Genomic DNA, 22,593 nt, shown 5'->3' with positions numbered 1-22,593 from the left:
CATGTTTCTGCAACAGTTGATAAACGGTGTGGCACTCGGCAGCACCTATGCCCTGATCGCCCTTGGTTACACCATGGTCTACGGGATCATCACCCTGATCAATTTCGCCCATGGCGAGATTTTCATGGCCGGGGCCTTCGTCGGCCTGCTGCTGGTGGCGAAGTTCAAGATGAACTTCTTCGTCGCCATGATTCTGGCCATGGTCTTCTGCATGGTACTGGGTGTCGTGATCGAGCGGGTTGCGTATCGCCCCTTACGCAAATCATCGAGGCTGTCGGCCCTCATTTCGGCCATCGGGGTCTCCATTTTCCTCTCGACCCTGGCCCAGATGATCTTCGGCGCCGATGCCAAGGGCTTTCCCGACAATGCCCTGCCGGTACAGCAGATACATATCGGTGATGCAGACATCTCGACCCTGCAGCTCCTGATCATCGGCGTATCGGCCTTCCTCATGATTGCCCTGGAGTTCATCGTCCAGAAGACCAAGATCGGCAAAGCCATGCGGGCAACCTCCGAGGACTACAACACGGCAGCGTTGATGGGCATCAACGTCAACATGGTCATCTCCTTCACCTTCGCTCTCGGCTCGGCCCTGGCTGCTGCCGGCGGGGTGCTGGTGGGTCTGCTGTTCAATGCCGTTTCCTTCAACATGGGACTCATGGCCGGCCTGAAGGCTTTTGCCGCAGCGGTCCTCGGCGGAATCGGCTCCATACCGGGCGCCATGCTGGGAGGCCTGCTCCTGGGGGTTACCGAAGTCTTCGGTGTTGCTGCCGGATATTCCTCCTACCGCGACGCTATTGCCTTTGCCATTCTGGTGTTTGTCCTGATGGTCAAACCTACCGGCCTGATGGGAAGAAAAATTCAGAAGAAAGTATAAATACCAGGAATCAGGGGTCAGGGACCAGGGATCGGTAGAACCTTCAACATACCGGTCCCTGGTTCCCGGTCCCCGGTCCCCGAATTTGAGGAACGTGTATGGGTGAAGCATTGCAATCTCTCTTGGGGCACATCAATCCCTATCTGCTGCAGATCATCGTCAACATCGGCATCGGAATCGTTCTGGCGCTCGGCCTGAATGTCATCACCGGCCTGACCGGTCAGCTTTCGCTGGGCCATGCTGCCTTCATGAGCATCGGTGCCTTCACCAGCGCTCTGATAACTATCAAGCTCGGCCTGCCGTTCGGCCTGAACATTCTATTCACCGGTCTGGTGACCGCCGCAGTCGGCACCATCATCGGCTACCCGATCCTGCGACTGACCGGCGACTACCTGGCCATCTGCACCCTCGGATTTGCCGAAATCGTCAAGGTAATCTTCCTCAACCTGGAGATCACCAACAAGGCTCTCGGGCTTTCCGTGCCCTCCCCCAAAACCACCATCCCCATGCCGATTGTGGTCTGGCTGGTGGTGATTCTCGCGATCATACTGGTCTCCTTCATCCACAACTCCCGCTTCGGCCGGGCGCTCAAGGCTATTCGCGGGGACGAGATCGCAGCCGAGGCCATGGGCATCAACGTGGCCCGCTACAAGGTCCAGTCCTTTGCCATCGGCACCTTCCTGGCCGGCGTAGGTGGGGGGCTCTATGCCCATTTCATCAGCTACATCAATCCCTCTGACTTCGGTTTTCTCAAGTCCATTGACATCCTCAGCATGATCGTGCTGGGGGGGCTGGGAAGCATTCCCGGAAGCGTCATCGGCGCCGCGGTCCTGTCGGCGGCCCCCGAATTCCTGCGTTTCATGGCCTCGTACCGCATGCTGGTATACGGCGCATTGCTGGTTTTCATGATGATATTCCGGCCCAACGGGCTGATGGGGGGCATCAACTTTACCGAAGTATTCTTACGGGCCATAGGCCGCCAGCCCCACATGAAGGGGCTCATGGGGCAAGGAACCCGCAAGAGCTAACATCATTCAGTCACTCTACTAACGCAGAAGCTGTGGGAATTTGACATGTCGATACTAAAGCTAGATAACGTGACGATCCGTTTCGGCGGTCTCGTAGCGGTCAACAGCGTAAACCTCACCGTTGAAAAGGGGAGCATCCATGCACTGATCGGCCCCAATGGCGCCGGTAAAAGCACGCTCTTCAATCTGATCACCGGCATCTACCGCCCGACCACCGGAACGATCTCCTTCAAGGATCGCCCCATTAACGGCCAGCCGACCTTCCGGATCGCTTCGGCCGGAATCGGACGCACTTTCCAGAATATCCGGCTTTTCTCCGATCTGCCGGTTCTGGACAACGTTCTGATCGGTGCCCATACCCGCGGTAAATGGGATCTGACCGGCTCGATTCTGAAGTTCTCCCCCTGGGTGAAACGGGAGGAAGGCGAACTGCTGGAGCTGGCGAGCTCCTGTCTGCAGATGGTCGACCTCTCCTATCGCGCCTTCGAACTGGCCGGCAACCTCCCCTATGGCGAGCAGCGCAGGCTGGAGATTGCCCGGGCGCTGGCGCTGAAACCCGATCTGCTGCTGCTGGACGAACCGGCAGCCGGCATGAACCCCCAGGAAAAGGTCGCCCTGATGGAGATGGTCCAGCGAATCCGCGCCACCGGCGTCACGGTTTTCCTCGTGGAGCACGACATGAAATTCGTCATGGGGCTTTCCGACCGGATTGCAGTGCTCGATTACGGCGAGAAGATCGCCGAGGGAGTCCCGCACGAAGTCCGCAAAAATCCCAAGGTCATCGAGGCCTACCTGGGGAAATCGCATTAAGGCGGGGACCGGGGATCAGGGATCGGTAAAAGCCCTCCCCCACCAACCTGCATTGTGAAAAATCTGCACTTATGAAGGACTGGCACCTGATGGTTCGGGACTGGTAACCGCCTTTCCCGATTCCCGGTCCCTGGTCCCCAATCACCGAGGTATTCCATGCTTGTCGTCGAGAATCTGTTCGTTAACTACAATGTCATCAAGGCGCTGAAAGACATCTCCTGCAAGGTCGATCAGGGGGAAATCGTGGCGCTGATCGGCGCAAACGGGGCGGGTAAAACCACAATCCTCAATGCCATTTCGGGAATAGTCCCCGCATTGTCCGGTACAATCACCTTTCAGGGAGAGAACATAACCGGTACCCCTGCCCATCTGATCGTCCGCCAGGGCATATCGCAGGTACCGGAGGGGCGGCGCGTCTTTGCCAACATGACCGTTCTGGAGAACCTGGAGATGGGCGCCTTCATCCGCAGCGACAGCAAGGCCATCAAGACCGAGATCGACCATGTCTTCCAACGTTTTCCCCGTCTTGGCGAACGCAGGAAGCAGCTGGCCAAGACCCTTTCGGGGGGCGAACAGCAGATGCTGGCCATGGGGAGAGCCCTCATGTCCCAGCCGAAACTGCTCCTCCTGGACGAACCGTCCATGGGCCTGGCACCGATGCTGGTGGAACAGATTTTCTCCATCATCCAGGAGATCAACGCCAGCGGAACCACTATCATGCTGGTCGAACAGAATGCCAACATGGCTCTCTCCATCGCCCATCGCGCCTATGTCCTGGAAACCGGCGAAGTGGTCCTTTCGGGCGATGCGAAACAACTGGCCGAGGATCCCGAAGTCCGCAAGGCCTATCTCGGCGAATAATACCCCCATGAGCGATAGGCCCATCGTGAACCCCTATCTGGCAGTGCTGGTAGGGGTTTTAGCCGTTTCATTCTCGGCGCTGTTCGTCCGGCTTTCGTCGGCGCCGCCGATGATCATCGCCACCTACCGGCTCCTGTTCACGTTCCTGCTGCTGGCCCCATTCACGCTGGCGCGGCATGCCGGCGAGCTGCGCCAGCTTCCCCGCTCCAAGCGCTGGCTGGCCGCGGCCAGCGGCATGTGCCTGGCCCTCCACTTCACAACCTGGTTCACCTCCCTGCGCTACACCAGCGTTGCCAGTTCAGTGGTGCTGGTCAGCACCCAGCCGGTATTCGTCGTGATCGGATCCTGGCTGTTCTTCCGCGAACGCATCAGCCGCCTGGCCATGTTCGGTGGTGGCCTGGCGCTCTGCGGCAGCCTCATCATCGGTGCCAGTGATTTTCAGATGGGTACCGGTGCCTTTCTGGGGGATCTGCTGGCGCTTCTGGCGGCAGTATTCGTCTCCGGTTACTTCCTGATCGGCCGGCAGCTGCGTGGATCCGTGAGTCTGCCGGCCTACACCTTCTTCACCTACGGCAGCAGCTCTCTGGTGCTGATTGCAACCAGCCTTGCCAGCCGGACTCCATTCGGACCGTACCCGGTGCAGGACTGGCTCCTCTTCCTGGCTCTGGCCATGGTGTGCACCATCCTGGGACACACTGTCTTCAACTGGGTGCTGCGCTATGTCCAGGCCTCGGTGGTATCGGTCAGCGTGTTGGGAGAACCTCTGGGGGCCATCATCTGGGCTTCCGTGTTTCTCAGGGAATTCCCTACGGCGCGGCAGATGAGCGGCGCTGCCATCATCTTTGCGGGGCTGTTCCTGTTTACCCGTGCCGCGGTACGGCGGGGATAGACAGCAATGCAATGGAACGGATAACGCGGATTGAGCCGGATTTGGTTCGACTCTGTTTTATATCCGCGAAAATCCGCTCATCGCGGGCCATTATCTTGGATCCATTTTTGGGAGATGCTGATGTCGAAAAAATCAAGTGCCAGCGTACAGCGGGTGCGGGAAGCCCTGACAGCAGCAGGGCTGGACAACGAGGTGCAGGAACTTGCCGCCAGTACCCGCAGCGCGGTTGAAGCGGCCGATGCCGTCGGCTGCGACGTGGCTCAGATTGTAAAATCGCTGGTGCTGAAAGGAGCAACCAGTGGAGAGCTGTTTCTGGTGCTGACCAGCGGCGGCAACCGGGTCTGCCTGGAACGGATAAAGAATCTGGCGGGTGAAGAGGTGGCCATGGCTGATGCGGGCTCGGTACGGGAACGAACCGGCTTCGCCATCGGCGGTGTCCCTCCTCTGGGACACCTGGCGCCACTCCAGGCCCTTATCGATCAGGACCTGATGGCTCATGCCGTAATCTGGGCCGCTGCCGGCTCTCCCAATGCCCTGTTTCACCTGACTCCGGAGGACCTGGTACGGATCACCGGCGGAACCGTGGCCGTCGTTGCCGAAGGGAAATGACATGGCCGCGCAACAGTTACACCATCCCGAGGCCGGCAAGGGGCTTCTGTACGGCATAATCTCCTATCTGATCTGGGGCTTCTTTCCAATCTACTTCAAGGCCATTGCGGCTGTGCCACCGCTTCAGGTGGTTTCCCACCGTATCGCCTGGTCGGTGCTCTTCCTGTCGCTGCTCATCAGTTGGCGCAGCCGCTGGAGTGATATCCGCGACGCCATGACGCAGCGCAGCTCACTGCTCATCCTGATTGGCTCCGCCCTCCTGATCGCCACCAACTGGCTGGTCTTCATCATCGCCGTTGAGCACGGACAGGTGCTTCAGTCCAGTCTCGGCTATTTCATTACCCCGTTCGTGAGCGTCCTGCTCGGCCTCCTGTTTCTCAAGGAGCGGCTGCGCCGGCTGCAACTGGCGGCACTGCTCCTGGCCGCTGCCGGGGTGCTCATCCTGACGGTCCGCCTCGGCAGCTTCCCCTGGACAGCCCTGATCCTGGCCCTGACCTTCGGTTCCTATGGACTTCTGCGCAAGGTGGTCAAGGCGGACCCGCTCAGCGGCCTGACCGTGGAGACCTTTCTCCTGGCGCCGCTGGCGTGCGGCTATCTGGCGTTCGTTGCCTGGCGGGGTGATGCAGCCTTTGTCGCAGCTGGGATGCAAACCAGCCTGCTGCTGATGTCGGCGGGTGTGGTGACCGCCGTGCCGCTCCTGCTCTTCGCCGCAGCGGCCCGCCGACTGCGGCTCGCCACGGTCGGTTTCCTGCAGTATATCACGCCGACCCTGCACTTCCTTCTGGCTGTCCTGGTCTACAAGGAGCAGTTCACATCGACCCATCTGGCAAGCTTTCTGCTGATCTGGGCCGGTCTGGCTGCCTACTCGTGGGATGCATACCGGGCACTGGCGGATTTGAGACGGATCAAGGACAGCGATACGCTGTAGAGTCTGATAGGAGAGGAATCCGGGACATTCGCTGTCCCGGATTCGCTCATTCACCCTTCTACTAGTGAGTAGTTATTCCAAGATCGCCTCTTATAGACCATCGACGACTCGTCAAAGCTCTCGTCCGTTCAAGATCATCTTGAGATTTCTCATCCCTTCCTTATAACTGGTCACCCAGCCAACTGCCGATCGCTGTTTACCGGAGACGGCGCCATAAACCGGTGCCAACGTAAGATTATTGATACTGCCATCTGCCAACGTGATCTCCTGCTCACGGGCAATGCCATCGGCGGGGATGGCGATTATCACCTTATGGTTTCCCGGCTTAAGGCGAACATTTTTCGAAAAATGATATCTGATCCCCTCGCCCGCTTCCGGATCGTGGAGCGCCTCAGCTCCGCTTTTTTCTCTCCGCAGGTCGCCGCGCAGTTCGGCAGACTGCCCATCGATATTTACGATGATCTTGTAAGCCTCAGTACCGTGAATATCCTTTGCCGAATACCCGTCCGGCGTGTGAGTCTTCAGGGAGGAATGGATACGCAGGTCGGCATATCCTTTGGTTTCTGCCCTTTGGTCAGCATCCTGAAACACGTCCTGGCGGATACTGCTGCCCGCTGCCTTGACGAGTTCATGGTTGCCCGCACAGCCGGCTGTGATCGATACGATAGCGGTTACTAGGAAAAGGTGGGATATACGTATCATAGGTCAATCTCCTTTAAGTAATTCTGCACTGGACTAATTTTTGCTGGGGACCTGATTGCGGTCTTACCGTAATCAGCGTTTTGACTTTAAGCTGTTCGCTTAATTCCGTAGGTGTCTGGACATCGTGACCTTGTTCAGCCATTTTTCTCGGAGGATGAAAGATATCGCGTCCACAGGGGTCTGGAATCGACTCCACAACATCCGGAAACTCCAACGCGGTTACCCGGAAGCTGGTCTGCATTTCGACCTGTTGCACGGTATCGGCAACAGCACATACACATAAAGGACAAACCGGAATGGCACAGGGAAGAGGACAACTCCGGGCACTGTCCGGAGTGCAATGATTGTTGCGTACCGTTTCAAGCCTTACGGGAGACCCGGCAGCAGTGATGAGAGTACCCTCCGCAACCATCGTAACGAAGGAGAGCAACGCCATCACACAGATTGTTCGAAACAGGAAATTCCGCATACAGTGCATCCCCGGGCCAGAACATCAGGTTCTGGCCCGGGCTCCTCTTCTTTTTGCTCAGACCGCCGCTTCGCCCCGTTCGTTGGTGCGAATCCGCACGGCTTCCACCACATCCAGGACGTAAATCTTCCCTTCGCCCTGTTCACCGGTCCAGGCCTGCTGGCGGATACTATCAACCACCTCCCACACCAGGGCATCGGAAACCATGATCTCAATGCGAATATTTCTGCTGAAATAGTTGATCTGGCTATCGACCTTTCTCCGGTTCGCCCCCTTGCCGCGGCCGAATCCGTTGTTTTCCACTGCGCTCATCCCGGTAAGCCCGTCAATATGCCTGAGCGCTTCCGTTACCCGCTCAAAAATGGCAGGTTTTATGTAAGCAATTACTTGTTTCATTGAGTGCTCTCCTTTTGATCGAGTTTCAGTTCCGCTCTTCTTTCCCACCACCGATACAGGGTGGGCAACACGATCAGCGTGAGAAACGTGGACGTTATCAGTCCGCCAATCACCACGGTAGCCAGCGGCCGCTGCACCTCTGCGCCGGTGCCATGGGAGAGCGCCATGGGGATGAAGCCCAGGGATGCCACCAGCGCGGTCATCAGTACGGGACGCAGGCGGATGGCAGCCCCGTTGGTGATGGCCTCATCCAATGGCTGGCCTTCGTCGCGGAGTTTGTTGAAATAGGAGACCATCACGATACCGTTCAGCACCGCCACACCGAACAGGGCAATGAAGCCGATGGCGCCGGAGACCGACAACGGCAGCCCCCGCAGAAAGAGGGCCACGATGCCGCCGATCAGGGCAAAGGGGACATTGAGGATGATCAGGAGGGCCTGCCTGATACTGTTGAAGGTCGAAAAGAGCAGAATGAAGATCAGTGCCAGGCAGATGGGCAAAATCACCGCCAGCCGCGCCATGGCGCGCTGCTGGTTTTCGAACTGTCCCCCCCACTCCAGATAGTAACCGGCCGGCAGCTTGACCCCGGCATCCAGTGCCTTCTGGGCAGCGGCCACAAAGCTTCCGATATCGCGGCCGGAAACGTTGCACTCCACCACGATCCGGCGCGAGCCGTTTTCACGTGATATCTGGGCCGGCCCCTCCTCGGTCTTTACTTTCGCCAGTTGCTTGAGCGGGATGCGTGCCCCGTCCGGGGCGGAGATGAGCAGTTCGCCGAATTTCCCGGGATTGTCCGAAAGGGAGGCCGGGAAGCGCAGGGCCACGGCAAAGCGCCTCTGCCCTTCGAACAGTTCAGACACTGTCTTGCCACCTGAAGCCAATTCCAGCATGTCGTTGATGTCGGTTACGCTGATCCCGTAGCGGGCTATGGCGGCCCGATCGATCTCCACCTGCAGGTAGGCCAGCCCGGAGACCTTTTCCACCTGCACATCGGCAGCCCCTTCCACCTTCTTGACCACCTCGGCGATCTCGTTCGCCCTGGCCTTGAGCTGCTCCATGTCTTCGCCGAACAGCTTGATGGCCACCTGGGACTTGACCCCGGAGATCAACTCATCCACCCGCAGGGCGATGGGCTGACTGAAGGAAAAGGTCATGCCGGGGATATTCTCGAGCCGCTCCCGCATCTTATCGACCAGTTCATCCTTGGTTGCTGCGCTGGTCCATTCCTTGCGCGGCTTGAGACTCACAAATATGTCGGAAATGTCGATCCCCATCGGGTCCGAGGCGATCTCGGCCCGGCCGGCCCTGGCAACGACACTTTCCACTTCGGGGAAGGACTTGAGGGTCTTTTCCACTGCAGCGGAAGTCCTGACCGTATCGGTCACCGAGACCGAGGGCAGGCGGAAGGATTGGACGGTGATGCTCCCCTCGTCCAGGGTGGGAAGGAACTCGCTTCCCAGGAAGGGGATCAAAAGCAGGGAGGCGACCAGAGCCGCACCGGTAACGACCAGTGTCTGCTTCGGATTGGCCAGGCTCCGCTGCAACAACGGCAGATATCCTTCACGGATCTTGACCAGCAGGCGCGGATCTTTTTCCACAACCTTCCCCGTGAGCAGGAACGAGCAGAGCGTGGGCACCAGGGTCATGGTCAGGATCAGGGCTCCCAGCAGGGCAAAGCCGACCGTAAAGGCCATGGGGGAGAACATCTTGCCTTCCATATCGGTCAGGGTGACGATGGGAAGATACACGATGATGATGATCATGACCCCGAAAAGGATCGGACGGGCCACCTCCATGGCCGAGGTGTAGATGGTGTGACGGGTGCTTACCCCCTCTTTTCGCTCGGCCAGATGCCGGACGGTGTTTTCCACCATGACCACGCTGCCGTCCACGATCATGCCGAAGTCGATCGCTCCCAGTGTCATCAGGTTGGCGGAAAGCCCTAGCCAGTGCATCCCCAGAAATGAAAACAGCATCGAGAGAGGAATGGTCAGGGCAACGATGATGGCGCCGCGAACATTTCCCAGGAAGTAGAATAGGACGGCAACCACCAGCAGCCCCCCCTCGATCAGGTTGGTTGCAACAGTGCGGATGGTCTTCCAGACCAGGTCGGTCCGGTCGTAGTAGGGGGTCAGCTTGACCCCTTCGGGCAGGGCCTTTTGAATCGTTTTGATCTTGCCGGTGACCCCCTCCACCACCTCGCGGCTGGAAGCGCCTTTCAGCATCATGACGATGCCGGCCACTGCCTCCCCCTTGCCGTCATAGGTCGTGACCCCCTGGCGCGGCTCGTTGCCGACAGCCACCTCTCCCACCTCGCTGAGATGGATCGGCGTGCCGCCGGAATTCTTCACCACGATGTTCCGTAAATCTTCGATGCCGCGGGCCAGACCGATGCCGCGCACCATGTACTGTTCCTCACGGTGCTCGATGTAGCCGGCGCCCACGGTGGCGTTGTTCCGTTCCACCGCTCCCATGACATCATGGATGGTCAGGTTGAGACTCTTCAATTTGCCAGGGTCCAGCAGCACCTGATACTGCTTCACCTGGCCGCCGAATGAGTTGACGTCGGTCACTCCCGGAACGGTGCGCAGGATCGGACGCACCAGCCAGTCCTGGATGGTGCGCAGCTCGCGGGCATCGTAGGTATCGGAGGTCAGGATGTACTGGTAGATCTCCCCCAGTCCGGTGGTGACCGGCCCCATCTGGGGTTCGATACCCTTGGGCAAGCGGTCGCGGGCCTGCTGGAGCCGTTCGAAGACCTGCTGGCGGGCAAAGTAGATGTCCACCCCATCCTCGAAGACGACGGTGATTACCGACAGGCCGACCTTGGAAAGTGAACGGACCTCCTGCAGTCGGGGGAGCCCTCCCATCGACGTCTCTATGGGAAAGGTGACCAGTTTCTCCACCTCCGTGGGGGCCATGCCACCAGCCTGGGTGAGTATCTGCACCTGGACGTTGGTCACGTCCGGAAAGGCGTCCACCGGCAGTTTTTTCATGGCCCACAGCCCCAGCCCGATCAGGATGGTCGTGGCCAGGAGCACCAGCAGGCGCTGCCGAAGCGAGAATTGCAATATTTTATCGAGCATTTTCGTTGCCTCACTGGTCAGTATTTAAAATGCACATCATGACAACAGAACGGGGATTCTTGCGATGCCCCGGATTTACACAGTTTTTTCCACATACACATGCTGTATCCTCGCAAATCCGTTCAAATCCTGCCTGTTCCGCGTTCCCTTGCCGTTCGGCCGTATCAGTGTCCATGTTCGCCCAGTTCCCCTTTCTGCAGCTCCGATTTCAGCAGGAACGATCCCTTGAGAACATACCGCTCGCCTTCCTTCAATCCGGACAGCACCTCGATCAGGCCACCTGCCGTGCGGCCGGTTTCCACCGTGCGTGACTCGAATTTCGTGCTGTTTTCCGCCACGAAAAGCACCTTCTTTCCCCCCACCTCCTGAAAAGCCTCTTCAGGGACAGCCAGTACCGGCGGTGCATCAGCCGGCAGCGCCAGCTCCACGGTTGCAAACATCTCCGGTTTCAGCTTCCGCCCCGGATTGGCCACCTCGATGCGCGCCTTGACCGTGCGGGTTGCTTCATTGACCAGGTCGGCAATGTAGGTGATGCGCCCCTTCAGCTTCAGGTCCGGGAAGGCGCCCACGGTAACGACTGCCGCCTGGCCCTTGCGGACCTTGGCCAGGTCCTTTTCGTTGATATCCACCAGGACCCAGACGGAAGAGAGGTCGGCCACGGTGTAGAGGCTCTTGGAAGGATCGGCCAGTTCGCCCACGATGGCGTGCTTTTCGGTGATGATGCCGCTAATCGGGGAACGGACCGGCAGCAGCGGCCTTTTATGCTCCTCCCCCGTGAGGCTTGGAAGCGGGAAACCGTACAGGGACAACCGTTCCTCATCGGTATGCAGTTCCGCTTGAGCGGTCTTGAATTCGGTTTCTGCTTGAAGAATGTCCTTTCTGGCCGCGATCTTCTTCTCCACCAGGTTCCTGACCCGCTCCATATTGGACTGGGCCAGGGCGAGCTTTGTCCTGGACTGGCGGTAGCGGTTCAGCGCCTCGCCCAGTTCAACGCTGTCGATGACCATCAGGGGTTGGCCGGTTGAGACGCTGTCCCCCAGAGAGGCTTTCACCGCAACGATCTTTCCGGAAATACGCGGCGATACATGGGCGATCCGGTCCGCATTCGCCTCCAGCTTGCCGGTGGCACTGATCGCACCGCTCATCCGGAGCTTTTTCGCCAGCTCCACCACCACACCGTTTTGCTTCTGCATCTCGGCCGTCATGCTCACACTGCCCGCTTCACCATGTTCGTCCTGCCCTTCATGGCCTTCCTTCTTTTCCTTGTGTTCTTCGTGGTTGCCGTTTTTTTCGTCTTTCCCGCCGGCCTCGTTGTGTTCGGCATGACTGCCGCCACCGCTTTTGAGATGGGTGAAGCGATAGAGAAAACCGCCGCCCAGGGCCACGGCCACGATAAGTCCGATGATGATTCCTTTTCTGTTCACTGAATACCTCCGGTAAGTTCGGTTGCCGTAGCCGATTCGAGATTCACCAGTGCCGCCTGCCGGCCATGCAGCGCTGTCAGATAGCCATCATTGACCTCGAAAAACTTCTTGTGCTCCTGGATTACGGACTGAATGCCGATCTCTCCCAGGCGATACGCTTCCCGGGAGAGTTTCAGGTTTTCCTCGAACTGGGGAATGATGGCATTTTTGTAGAGTGAGAGGAGCTTTTCACTGTCAAGGTAGCCGGCATAGGCTGTTTCCACCTCACGTTCGGCAGCTTCCACAGCTGCGACACGGCGGCTGTCGGTGCTGTTGCGCCGCGCCCGAGCCTCCTGGACCGCAGCTTGATTCCTGTCGAACAGGGGTATGGGCATCGAGAGCCTCATCCCGATAGTAACGGCGGTTTCCTTTCCCTCTATGCCGCCGATCTCCATGGAGGTCGTGTCCCGTTTCAACGCCAGGCCTGCCGTGAGGTTCGGCACCCTCTCCGCCTGGGCAAGGATAATGTCCGCGTCGCCCCTGCCCTTTTCGGCCTCAAGTGCCTTGAGATCCGGCCGGTTACCCGTTGCAAGACGTTTCAGGTCTGCCGCTGTTTTCGTCATGGCTGTTCCGGTTCCGGAATCGATAGTGCCTGCCATGGCAGGCGCATCTCCGCGCGGCAGTCCCATCAGGGTCCAAAGCTTTGCCCGGGCCTGGCTCAGCACTCTGGCGCATTCGATCCTTACCCCTTCACTTCGTGCCAGCTCTACCTTTACCAGGTTCATTTCAAGTTCCGGGATATCCCCTGCCGCCAGGCGCTCTCCTGCTATTTCGAGGAGCTGTCTTTCAAGCTCGATGGCTCGTTCAGCCAGATCGGCCCGTTTTGCCGCCAGGAGCACATCGTAGTAGCCAGTCTTCACTTCCGCGCGAAGCAGTCTTTCCCGGTCGGAAAGCTGCCAGCGATACATTTCCACCTCCCGGTCGGCGACGGAGCGCCGCTTCTCCCGCTTCCCGGCAAGCGGAAACTCCTGCAACACCCACAGCGACACGCTGTTTTCGGCGCTGCTGCCGGTCAGGGCACCCGTTCCCCCTTCCAGTTCGAGGGTGGGGTTGGGCAAGAGTCCTGCCCTGATAACGGCTGCATCGTGGATACCCTTCTCTTCGCGAAAGGCCTTGAGTTCACCATTGTTCCGCAGCGAATACTCTACCGCCTGCGGCAACCCCAGATGGGGCGCTTCGGCCCGGACAGGCGGCGATACAATACAAATGATTCCCGGCACAAGGAGCAAAGCTCCTCGCGCGGACAGAGTTGTTCCCACAGGAAAAACCTCCTTTTATTCAGGTGGTGATGTCGATGATTGAAATTATGTCGGATGCGCCGCAAGGGAGCGTGACGAAGGACAGGCCTCCGGAGCGGAGAAAACGCTGCCCGTCATCGTTTGTGGGGATCAGGCCAGGTTCTGGGGGGGAATGAAGGGATCGAGATAGACTTCGGGAATATACGGGGAAATTTCGAAATGGGGAAGGCTGTCGAACGAGGGGGAATAGCCGGTAATTACCGCCACGGGAGAAACGGGAGCATGGCAGGGGCAGTCGCAATCACCGGTACAGAATTGATCGCTCTGGGAATTGGATGGTGCTGGAACGCAGGGGCAATTGCTGTCGCTTTCAGCGGTAAAAGACGGAACTGAGATCGTACGAACGCCGGCCGCTTCGCCGGCGCACAGCGCCTCCCCGCCCAGTGTCACCATCAGGCTGCTGACGGTTGCACACAAGAGCACCAGGGCGATTATGCGTCTGAAGGCAAATCTCATGGAGGGGGATCCTAACAACTCATCAAAACATTTGCAATAATTAATTTTGTCATTCTTCCGGCTGCAGCGCCGCCCAAAACTGCCGCGGCGACCCGGTGCGGTCCGGCCAACCAGGGGGAAACTGCTATCGTGGACCCTTTTCCTCCATATAGGCATTGAAGCGGTCCACGTGCCCCTGGGCCAGTTCCCGGGCCCGTTCGCCGTCGCCTGCTTCCACCGCGGCCACGATGCCGCTCAAATCATCGAAGTTTTCCTGCAACACCCGTTTCTCGCGCGGCAGAAAATTTTCGTAGTAGGTGTGGATATTGAGGTAAACACTCTCCAGCACGCTGATGAAGAGCTGGTTGGCGCTTATGCTGGCCAGGGCCATATGGAGCTTCTCATCGGTCCGGATAAAAGCGTCCCACCCTCTGCGCCCCTGCTTGAGATATCCCTCCGCTTCAGCCAACAGCGCCCTCAGCGCGGCCTTATCCTGCTCATTGGCCCGTTGAGCCGCCAGTACGGCCACCCCACCCTCGATTCCCTTGCGAAATTCGGCCAGGTCACGCAGCGAAACGGTGCGGTTGCGAATCAGAAGCCCGAGATTCTCGCTGAGCTGCTCGCTGTTGACCTCCCTGACAATGGAACCGCCGGATACTCCGGTACGGATCTCTATCAGCCCCTTCTGCTCCAGCACCCGCAAGGCCTCGCGCAGCGTTCCCCGGCTGATGCCGAACGACTCCTTCAATTCCCGCTCGGCCGGCAGCTGGCTGCCCGGCTTGAGGGTTCCCGAGATAATCGCATCCTGTATCTGCTCCACCACATCCTGGTAGGCCCGATTCTGTTTGACCGCTTTGAACATGCTGGTATCCTTTCTAATGATCGGAGCACCATAGCACTTCCCATTGCCGGAAACAAGCGCCAGCCGCATTTCAATTCTTGACACCTGCCGTATAATTCTTTACAAATGGTTTAACCATTCACATAACATCATCATCTTGCCACATGAATTCAACAAGGAGAACGTATGCAGAACGCCGACTTGAACAACAAGATCGTAAGCCGCGGCAAAGCCTTTTTCACCACCATCTCGGGCGAAAAACCATCCCTTTTCAACAAGGGGGCCTGGATGGGCAAGGTCATGGACTGGAGCATGCAGAACGAACAGTTCAAGATCCAGATGTTCCGTTTCGTGGATGCCTTCCCCTCGCTGACCACCTCCAAGCTGCTGACCGACCATATCCGCGAGTATTTCGGCGAAGAGAAGGACATGCCGCCGGTGCTTTCAACCGGCGCGAAGATGGCAGGCATGCTTGGTTCCCTGGGGGGAGCGGTGCTCAACAAGGTCATCTCCGCCAATATCCAGGAAATGGCCCGTCAGTTCATCGTCGGCGAGAACACCAAAGAAGCGGTCAAAAACATCGAAAAGCTGCGCAAGGACGGCTTTGCCGCCGTTGTGGACGTACTGGGCGAGGCCACCCTGTCCGAAGAGGAGGCCGAGCTGTATGTCGGCACCTATCTGGAACTGTTGGAGGCACTCAAGGGTGAGCAGAAGGGCTGGAAAGGGCTCTCCGGCCAGGCCGGCGACCCGAACCGGGACTGGGGCCATGCCCCCAAGATCAATGTGGCAGTCAAGCCCACGGCCCTGTTCTGTCTGGCCAATCCCCAGGACTTCGAAGGCTCGGTCCAGGCCATCCTCAGGCAGATGCGGCGCATCTGCGCCAAAGTGGTCGAACTGGAAGGCTTCCTCTGCATCGACATGGAATCCTACCGTTTCAAGGATATCACGCTGGAGGTTTTCCGCCGTCTCAAGCTTGAATACCGGGATTATCCCCACATCGGCATCGTGCTCCAGGCCTACCTGAAGGATACCGACAAGGATCTGGCCGACCTGCTGGCCTGGGCACGGCAGAACAACACGCAGATCTCGGTCCGCCTGGTCAAGGGGGCCTACTGGGATTATGAGACCGTCAAGGCCAAGCAGATGGGATGGCAGATCCCGGTCTGGACCATCAAGGCCGAAAGCGATGCTGCCTACGAGCGCCAGGCGCGCATGATCCTGGAGAACCACGAGATCTGCCACTTTGCCTGCGCCTCCCACAACATCCGTACCATTTCGGCGGTGATGGAGATGGCTGCCGAACTGAAGGTGCCGGAATCGCGCTACGAGTTCCAGGTGCTCTACGGCATGGCCGAGCCGGTGCGCAAAGGTATCCTCAAGGTGGCCGGACGCATCCGCCTCTACTGTCCCTACGGCGACATGGTGCCGGGCATGGGCTACCTGGTACGCCGCCTGCTGGAGAACACCGCCAACGAGTCGTTCCTGCGCCAGAGCTTTGCCGAGGACGCCCAATTGGAGCGGCTGCTGGAAGACCCGAATGCCACGGCCGAGCGCGAGCGGGCAGTGCGGGCCAAAAAACCGAAGAAGCAGGTCGCCGGTCCCGGGGGACTGTCACGTTTCGAAAACGACCCCATGGTCGACTTCACCCGCGCCGACCACCGGGCCGCCTTCCCGGCCGCCATTGCCCAGGTGCGCGGCCAGTTGGGCAAGACCTACCCGCTCTTCATCGGCGGCAAGACCGTCGAAACCTCCGACAGGATCCCGACCGTCAATCCGAACCGCCCCTCCGAGGTGCTGGGTCACATCTGCCAGGCCGGCATCCCCGAGGTAACCAAAGCCATTGCCTCGGCCAAGGCCGCTTTCCCGGCCTGGCGCGACACTCCGCCGCGGGAACGGGCCGAGTATCTGCTCAAGGCGGCCGCCGCTGCCCGCCGCCGGATCTTCGAGCTCTCCGCCTGGCAGGTGCTGGAAATCGGCAAACAGTGGGACCAAGCTTTCGCCGATGTGGGTGAGGCCATCGACTTCCTGGAATACTATGCCCGCGAGATGATCCGTCTGGGAACGCCGCAGAGGCTGGGGCATGCACCAGGCGAACTGAACCACTACTTCTACGAGCCCAAGGGGCTGGCGGCGATCATCGCCCCCTGGAACTTCCCGCTGGCCATCAGCATGGGCATGGCCTCGGCCGCCATCGTGACCGGCAACCCGGTCATCTTCAAGCCCTCCAACATCACCGGCATCATTGGCCATCACCTGGTGGAGATCTTCCGTGAGGCGGGCCTGCCGGAGGGGGTCTTCAACTTCGTGCCGGGCCGCGGCAGCGTGATGGGGGATTTCCTGGTGGATCACCCCGACATCAGCCTGATCGCCTTTACCGGCTCCATGGAGGTCGGCCTGCGCATCGTGGAACGCGCCGCCAAGGTGCATCCCAGCCAGACGAACGTCAAGAAGATCATCTCCGAAATGGGGGGCAAGAACGCCATCATCATCGACGACGATGCCGACCTGGACGAAGCGGTGCCGCACGTACTCTACTCGGCCTTCGGCTTCCAGGGTCAGAAATGTTCGGCCTGTTCCCGCGTCATCGTACTGGATGCGGTCTACGACAAGTTCACCGACCGGCTGGTCAAGGCAGCCCAGGCTTACCAGGTCGGCCCCTCCGAGGACCCCACCTATACCATGGGGGCCGTTTCGGACGAAGCCGCCCGCAAAAACATCCTGGGATATGCGGCCCTCGGCAAGCAGGAAGGCAAGCTGCTCTATGAAAGCCCGATCCCGCAGGTCGAAGGCTACTGGGTGCCGCTGACCATCATCGGCGGTATCCGCCCCGAGCATCGCCTGGCCCAGGAAGAGGTCTTCGGGCCGGTACTGGCGGTGATGCGCGCCAAGGACTTCGACCAGGCCATCGAATGGGCCAATTCGACCAAATTTGCCCTGACCGGCGGCATCTTCAGCCGCTCGCCGGAACACCTCAACCGGGCGCGGCGCGATTTCCGGGTGGGCAACCTCTACATCAACCGCAACAACACCGGTGCCCTGGTCGAGCGCCAGCCGTTCGGCGGGGCGGCCATGTCAGGGGTCGGCACCAAGGCGGGGGGGCCCGATTACCTGCTGCACTTCATGGATCCGCGGGTGGTGACGGAAAACACCATGCGTCGCGGCTTTGCACCGGTCGAGGAGGACGACGACTGGGTGGAATAGGAAATTCCGTCGTACGAGAATGAGCACCAACGAAAAAAGGCCCGCGTAATGCGGGCCTTTTTTCGTTTCTCCGGCTTTCCGGAAACAGTCTCTCCTGATATCAGGCGGCTCCAGGGAGAGCTACTATTCGCGGGAGATCTCCTCCAGGTTGCTGGCAATCACGGTGGCTGTTGCCGCCTGTTCCTCCGAAGCGGTGGCGATCTGGGCGATCATGTTTTTGATGCCTTCTATGGATTCGACAATCGAATGCAGCGACTCTTCGGCCTTGTGGGAAAGCTCCTCCCCTTTCTCCGCCTCCGCCTTGCCGCGCTCGATCGAATCAACCGCCAGCTTGGTGCCGTTCTGTATCTCGGCCACCATGGTATTGATCTGCTTGGTGGAGTTCATGGTGCGCTCCGCAAGTCGGCGGACTTCATCGGCAACCACTGCGAAACCGCGCCCCATTTCGCCTGCCCGGGCCGCTTCGATGGCGGCATTCAGAGCCAGCAGGTTGGTCTGATCGGCGATCTCGTTGATCACATTGACGAACTCGCCGATCTTCTCGGAGGTTGCCCCCAGATTGCCGACAATGGCGGCCGAAGATCGAACCACCTCCGCCACTTTCTGCATCTCCTGTACCGCCTGGTTGACCACCTGCTGGCCTTCATGGGCGTTCTGCGACACCTGCAGCGCCGACTCGGCCGCATTGCTGGTGTTCCCGGCCACTTCGTTCACGGTCATGCTCATCTCTTCCATGGCGGTCGCAATCTGATGAACCCGTTCTTCCAGATAATTCTTGCGCTCGATCTGTTTGTACTGCTGCTCCTTTACTTGTTTTTCGGCGGTAATGTCGCTCCAGCAGGCCATGAAACACAGCACCTTGCTGCTGTCCTTGCTGTCCCAGATCGGATAGGCGGTAGTTTTAAGGGTAATGCCACCGATGGGAATTTCGGCGGAGTGCGGCAGATCGGTGCGGGGGTTTGAAAAGAGCCGTCTTACCCGGCCCGGGTCCTTGTGGTACTGGTGAATCGAATTATTGAAAACGTTGCCGACATCGGCCCCGTTCAGACCGGCATTCAGCTCGGAGCGGTGCCGTCGCATCAGCTCCTTGGCGCTGTTGTTCATATAGAACACCTTGTTATCAGGTGTCGCATCACAGAGCATGACTATGTTTTCCACGTTATCGATGACCTGCGTCAGCTTCTTGATTTCAGCTTCTTTTTCGGCCAATTCAGCTTTGGTGCTGCTCCCGAAAAAACCCATCGTGATCTCCTTTTGAATGTTGTTCCGGCTACTCCCCCAGTGCATCACCACGTACAGTCATCATATCCAGCACAACCGTCCCACCGGACGCCACATTTCGGGAACAGCCGGCTGCGCTCAAATCCGGGTGTTCACATCCCGTCAGAGCTCCGGCTGATTAAAGTGGCTGAATCTCCCTGAAAATCGGACTGTTTTACCGTCTTTCATTGTGGGGATACTTCGGATATACAGTACTTGCCGTCCGATTGCAAACGGAACAAGCTATGGCAGGCAGGATTATTAAAAAGTCGGGGCAGGCACAACACCTCCGGTGCCTGATCAAGCGTTCCGGGGCGAAGCGCTGATAGGGTCGTTATAGTACTGGCGGTACGTCAATCCGGCGTGGGAAAGCCCTGCCAATCGGTGTCCGCCTCCCGCACGCCGGTGCTGCGGGAAGCGAACCTCCAGCCCCCCTTACCGTTGCGCTTGACCTCGTACATGGCGTCATCGGCGGCTGCCAGCAATTGATCGCAGTCCTCGGCGTCCTTCGGGAAAACGCTGATGCCGATGCAGGCATCGATCTGCTCTACTCTGCCGTCAGGCAGGATTATCGGCCGCCGCAGCGCTTCCAGGATCTTTTCCGCCACCTGCCCGGCATCTCCATAATGACTGATGGTGCCCAGAGCAATGGTGAATTCGTCCCCCCCGATACGGCCAACCATGTCGGACAGCCGTACACAGTTCATCAACCGGAAAGCGGTCTTCTTCAGCACCAGATCGCCGGCTTCGTGGCCGAAGCTGTCATTTATATCCTTGAATCCATCCAGGTCTATGAACATCAGGGCCAGACGCTGCTCGTTGCGACGGGCTATCTCCACCCCCTGAGCCAGACGGTCCAAAAACATGCGCCGGTTCGACAAGCCGGTCAGCATGTCGAAGTTGGCCATATGCTCCAGCCTCTCCAGCATCAGTTTCTTGTCGGTAATGTTCTCCTTGACCGCAACGAAATGCGTTATCTCGCCATGCGGATCGATTATGGGAGAAATGGAGGCAGCTTCCCAGAACAGGCTGCCATCCTTGCTCTTATTGTGAAATTCTCCGTGCCATACCTCTTTGCGCATCAGGGTTTCCCACATGGAGCGGTAAAACTCATCAGGCTGATCCCCCCCCTTCAGGATACGGGTATTCCGGCCGAGCACTTCCTGTGGCTCGTAGCCCGTCATCCGGCTGAAGGCGGGATTAATGTACTCTATGTCCCCTTGTTTATCGGTGATAACTATGGAGGCGGGGCAGTTCTCGACCGCCGACGACAGCTTGCGCAACGTCTGGTCCATCCGCTCCTGCAGGGAGATCTGGAAACGCAGGCGGCGCGAGATGCGCAGGTAGTAGACAGCCAGCACGATCGCAACCACCAGAAAAACGGGTCCCAGCAGGGTGATGATCGGATATGAAGCCAGAGCCGCATGGAGAGCAACAAGATCTTTCATGTCCGGCAGTATACATAGCTCGGGAAAAAACATCAATTAAAAGCCGGGTAAGAAGCATCCAAACTTCTAATTTTGTTGGATTTGCCAGATTAAAATAGTATTGAGTCCGTTTCACGATACATCCGCAGACCCGCTTCCTGTAACGGCCAGAGAGCTTTTGGACCAATCCGGCTTGAAACGGTTACCGACACGGAAAAAACCGATGGGCGTTTTCCACAGGAAGCGTTGATAACCCATGCAAACACCCTGCATAACCCACTGAATATGCAAACAAAATCTTACTTTGATGAAAATAATGGCGGTGCATGTGTCAAGGAAAAAAGCGCCGGCAAACATTAAAATCAAGGGTGCCGGGCCGGTTTCAAGAGTGCCCCTCCGGGGGCGATGAGGTTCCATTCCGGAGGATTCGCCGTATACTTTTTCAGAAGGCGGGCTTGATTCAATCGGACTATTGACGGTGCCGTTCCGATTGATAATAATTAAGCATAATGAAATTCGCTCATCTATCAAACCTGCTCCGAACGGCCCGTTTATGACAATCATCCCGGCTTATGATCTGGTGAATCATCTCGATCTCGAAACGATCGAGGACAACCTGTTCCGGGGGGAATGCCTGGACATCGGGGGAAGAAGCGTGTTTGGCGGCCAGGTGCTCGGCCAGGCCCTGATGGCGGCCTGCCGCACTGTCACTGGCAGGCAGGCGCATTCCCTGCATGCATACTTCCTGCTCCCCGGCGACATGAAGACACCGATAGTCTACAGCGTGGAACGCATCCGCGATGGGAGAAGTTTCGCCACCAGGAGGATCGTTGCCATCCAGCACGGTCGCCCCATTTTCATCATGACCGCCTCCTTCCAGACGGCGGAGCATGGGGTCGAACATCAGACGGCCATGCCGGATGTGCCTCCTCCGGACGATCTGCCTTCCCTGCTGGATCTGAAGAGAGGTATGGCGGAAACCGATCCTGAACGTTTCCAGGGCAAGGTTCTGCGGGAGCTGCCGGTCGAGATACGACCGGTGCGTCCCGCCAATCCCTATCTGGAAATGGTGCAGCCCGCGGTTCAACAGGTCTGGGTGCGCGTCACAGCCACCCTGCCCGACGATCCGGACCTACATCAGGCGGCACTGGCATACGCCTCGGATTTCAGCCTGCTGCGCACGGCCAGCCTGCCGCACGGGATCTCCCTGCGCCAGGGCACTGTCCATGCCGCCAGCATCGATCACGCCATGTGGTTTCACCGCCCTTTCCGCGCCGACCAGTGGCTGCTGTTCGCCATGGAAAGCCCCAGCGCGGCCGGAGCGCGCGGCCTGAGCCACGGAAATTTTTTCACCAGGGAAGGCGCCCTGGTTGCCTCGGCAGCCCAGGAAGGGCTGATGCGGATTACCCCGGAGCAATAATCGGCACCCGGTAATTTTACTACGGAGGACTATTCAATGTCGAAACAGGAGCAGATCGAACGTTTTCTCGCATCATCGCAGTTCGGCGTGGTAGGGGCCTCGTCAAACCGGCAGAAATACGGCAACCGCGTGTTGCGCTGCTATGTCCAGAGCGGCTACAAGGCAATTCCGGTCAATCCCGGTGAGGCGGAGATCGAGGGCATCCCCTGCGTAAGTTCGATTCCCTCGCTTCCGGCAGAGGTCAAGAGCATCTCGATGATCACTCCGCCGGCAGTGACCGAAAAACTGGTGCCCGAGGCGATCGCACACGGGATCGAAAACATCTGGATGCAGCCGGGCGCCGAGAGCGCAACGGCAGTGGCACTCTGCCGCGAAAAGGGTATCAACGTGATTGCCGACGGCAGTTGTCTGTTGGTTCAGCTCGGCTTTCACGACCACTGACACCAATCACTGTTCCGTTCTTGTCTGCCTTACAACCGGAAAGGAGATAACGACATGGCACCGATAGCCTGGACCGAATCTTTGCAGGAGGGCCTGTCGCGGGCCCGTGCGAACCGGAAGCAGGTGTTGGTCGATTTCTTCAACCCCAACTG

Annotated in this window: 20 protein-coding genes; 10 read left to right on the top strand and 10 right to left on the bottom strand. The window is 58.7% G+C overall.

Annotated elements, in window-relative coordinates:
- The first annotated feature begins 1 nt into the window (after position 1).
- The 7 genes from GSVR_RS05740 (at position 2) to rarD (ending at position 6,002) form a co-directional block, all read left to right on the top strand.
- Entirely contained in the window at positions 2-877 is an 876-nt protein-coding gene (locus tag GSVR_RS05740) for a branched-chain amino acid ABC transporter permease (RefSeq protein WP_173201344.1), read from the top strand.
- A gap of 98 nt (positions 878-975) precedes the next feature.
- A complete protein-coding gene (locus GSVR_RS05735; protein WP_173201342.1) occupies positions 976-1,905 on the top strand; it encodes a branched-chain amino acid ABC transporter permease in 930 nt (309 codons plus the stop codon).
- Positions 1,906-1,950: 45 nt separating this feature from the next.
- A complete protein-coding gene (locus GSVR_RS05730; RefSeq protein WP_173201340.1) occupies positions 1,951-2,715 on the top strand; it encodes an ABC transporter ATP-binding protein in 765 nt (254 codons plus the stop codon).
- A 156-nt stretch (positions 2,716-2,871) separates the two neighbouring features.
- On the top strand, positions 2,872-3,576 hold the full coding sequence (locus GSVR_RS05725) for an ABC transporter ATP-binding protein (protein WP_173201338.1): 705 nt from the start codon (positions 2,872-2,874) through the stop codon (positions 3,574-3,576).
- A 7-nt stretch (positions 3,577-3,583) separates the two neighbouring features.
- Positions 3,584-4,465, top strand: coding sequence for a DMT family transporter (locus GSVR_RS05720; RefSeq protein WP_173201336.1), 882 nt, complete (start codon positions 3,584-3,586; stop codon positions 4,463-4,465).
- 120 nt (positions 4,466-4,585) lie between these two features.
- Complete coding sequence (locus tag GSVR_RS05715; protein WP_173201334.1) at positions 4,586-5,074, top strand: YbaK/EbsC family protein; 489 nt, start codon at positions 4,586-4,588, stop codon at positions 5,072-5,074.
- A 1-nt stretch (position 5,075) separates the two neighbouring features.
- A complete protein-coding gene (gene rarD, locus GSVR_RS05710) occupies positions 5,076-6,002 on the top strand; it encodes an EamA family transporter RarD (protein WP_173201332.1) in 927 nt (308 codons plus the stop codon).
- A 111-nt stretch (positions 6,003-6,113) separates the two neighbouring features.
- On the opposite strand, the gene GSVR_RS05705 is transcribed toward rarD, so the two are convergent.
- From GSVR_RS05705 to GSVR_RS05675, 7 genes are all read right to left on the bottom strand, one after another.
- Entirely contained in the window at positions 6,114-6,704 is a 591-nt protein-coding gene (locus tag GSVR_RS05705; RefSeq protein WP_173201330.1) for a hypothetical protein, read from the bottom strand.
- Between the two features lie 526 nt (positions 6,705-7,230).
- Positions 7,231-7,569 carry a P-II family nitrogen regulator gene (locus tag GSVR_RS05700; protein ID WP_173201328.1) on the bottom strand — a complete coding sequence of 113 codons (339 nt, stop codon included), beginning with the start codon at positions 7,567-7,569 and terminating at the stop codon, positions 7,231-7,233.
- The gene (locus tag GSVR_RS05695; protein ID WP_173201326.1) at positions 7,566-10,655 is read right to left on the bottom strand and encodes an efflux RND transporter permease subunit; all 3,090 of its coding nucleotides are present in this window, start codon (positions 10,653-10,655) and stop codon (positions 7,566-7,568) included. The genes GSVR_RS05700 and GSVR_RS05695 overlap by 4 nt, the downstream gene beginning before the upstream one ends.
- A gap of 164 nt (positions 10,656-10,819) precedes the next feature.
- On the bottom strand, positions 10,820-12,079 hold the full coding sequence (locus GSVR_RS05690) for an efflux RND transporter periplasmic adaptor subunit (RefSeq protein WP_173201324.1): 1,260 nt from the start codon (positions 12,077-12,079) through the stop codon (positions 10,820-10,822).
- A complete protein-coding gene (locus GSVR_RS05685) occupies positions 12,076-13,338 on the bottom strand; it encodes a TolC family protein (RefSeq protein ID WP_239077465.1) in 1,263 nt (420 codons plus the stop codon). Before GSVR_RS05685 ends, GSVR_RS05690 begins: the two co-directional genes overlap by 4 nt.
- A 168-nt stretch (positions 13,339-13,506) precedes the next feature.
- Positions 13,507-13,872, bottom strand: coding sequence for a hypothetical protein (locus GSVR_RS05680; RefSeq protein ID WP_173201320.1), 366 nt, complete (start codon positions 13,870-13,872; stop codon positions 13,507-13,509).
- Between the two features lie 124 nt (positions 13,873-13,996).
- On the bottom strand, positions 13,997-14,713 hold the full coding sequence (locus tag GSVR_RS05675) for a FadR/GntR family transcriptional regulator (protein ID WP_173201318.1): 717 nt from the start codon (positions 14,711-14,713) through the stop codon (positions 13,997-13,999).
- Positions 14,714-14,878: 165 nt separating this feature from the next.
- Between GSVR_RS05675 and pruA the strand changes: the two genes are divergently transcribed.
- On the top strand, positions 14,879-17,893 hold the full coding sequence (pruA, locus tag GSVR_RS05670; RefSeq protein ID WP_173201316.1) for an L-glutamate gamma-semialdehyde dehydrogenase: 3,015 nt from the start codon (positions 14,879-14,881) through the stop codon (positions 17,891-17,893).
- 123 nt (positions 17,894-18,016) lie between these two features.
- Here the strand turns inward: pruA and GSVR_RS05665 are convergent, their stop codons facing one another.
- The 3 genes from GSVR_RS05665 to GSVR_RS05655 all read right to left on the bottom strand — a co-directional run bounded on the left by GSVR_RS05665 (position 18,017) and on the right by GSVR_RS05655 (position 21,111).
- Positions 18,017-19,135 carry a methyl-accepting chemotaxis protein gene (locus GSVR_RS05665; RefSeq protein WP_173201314.1) on the bottom strand — a complete coding sequence of 373 codons (1,119 nt, stop codon included), beginning with the start codon at positions 19,133-19,135 and terminating at the stop codon, positions 18,017-18,019.
- Positions 19,136-19,506: 371 nt separating this feature from the next.
- Complete coding sequence (locus GSVR_RS05660) at positions 19,507-20,601, bottom strand: diguanylate cyclase domain-containing protein (RefSeq protein WP_173201312.1); 1,095 nt, start codon at positions 20,599-20,601, stop codon at positions 19,507-19,509.
- Between the two features lie 111 nt (positions 20,602-20,712).
- A complete protein-coding gene (locus tag GSVR_RS05655) occupies positions 20,713-21,111 on the bottom strand; it encodes a hypothetical protein (protein WP_203978805.1) in 399 nt (132 codons plus the stop codon).
- Positions 21,112-21,133: 22 nt separating this feature from the next.
- On the opposite strand from GSVR_RS05655, the gene tesB reads away from it, so the two are divergent.
- On the top strand, positions 21,134-22,000 hold the full coding sequence (gene tesB / locus GSVR_RS05650; protein WP_173201308.1) for an acyl-CoA thioesterase II: 867 nt from the start codon (positions 21,134-21,136) through the stop codon (positions 21,998-22,000).
- A 36-nt stretch (positions 22,001-22,036) separates the two neighbouring features.
- On the top strand, positions 22,037-22,441 hold the full coding sequence (locus GSVR_RS05645) for a CoA-binding protein (RefSeq protein WP_173201306.1): 405 nt from the start codon (positions 22,037-22,039) through the stop codon (positions 22,439-22,441).
- The last annotated feature ends 152 nt before the right edge of the window (positions 22,442-22,593 follow it).

Origin of the sequence: Geobacter sp. SVR, from assembly GCF_016865365.1 — a bacterium.
GTDB lineage: Bacteria > Desulfobacterota > Desulfuromonadia > Geobacterales > Pseudopelobacteraceae > Pelotalea.
Note: the sequence above shows the minus strand (reverse complement) of the source record. Positions and strands in the feature narration are given on the sequence as shown.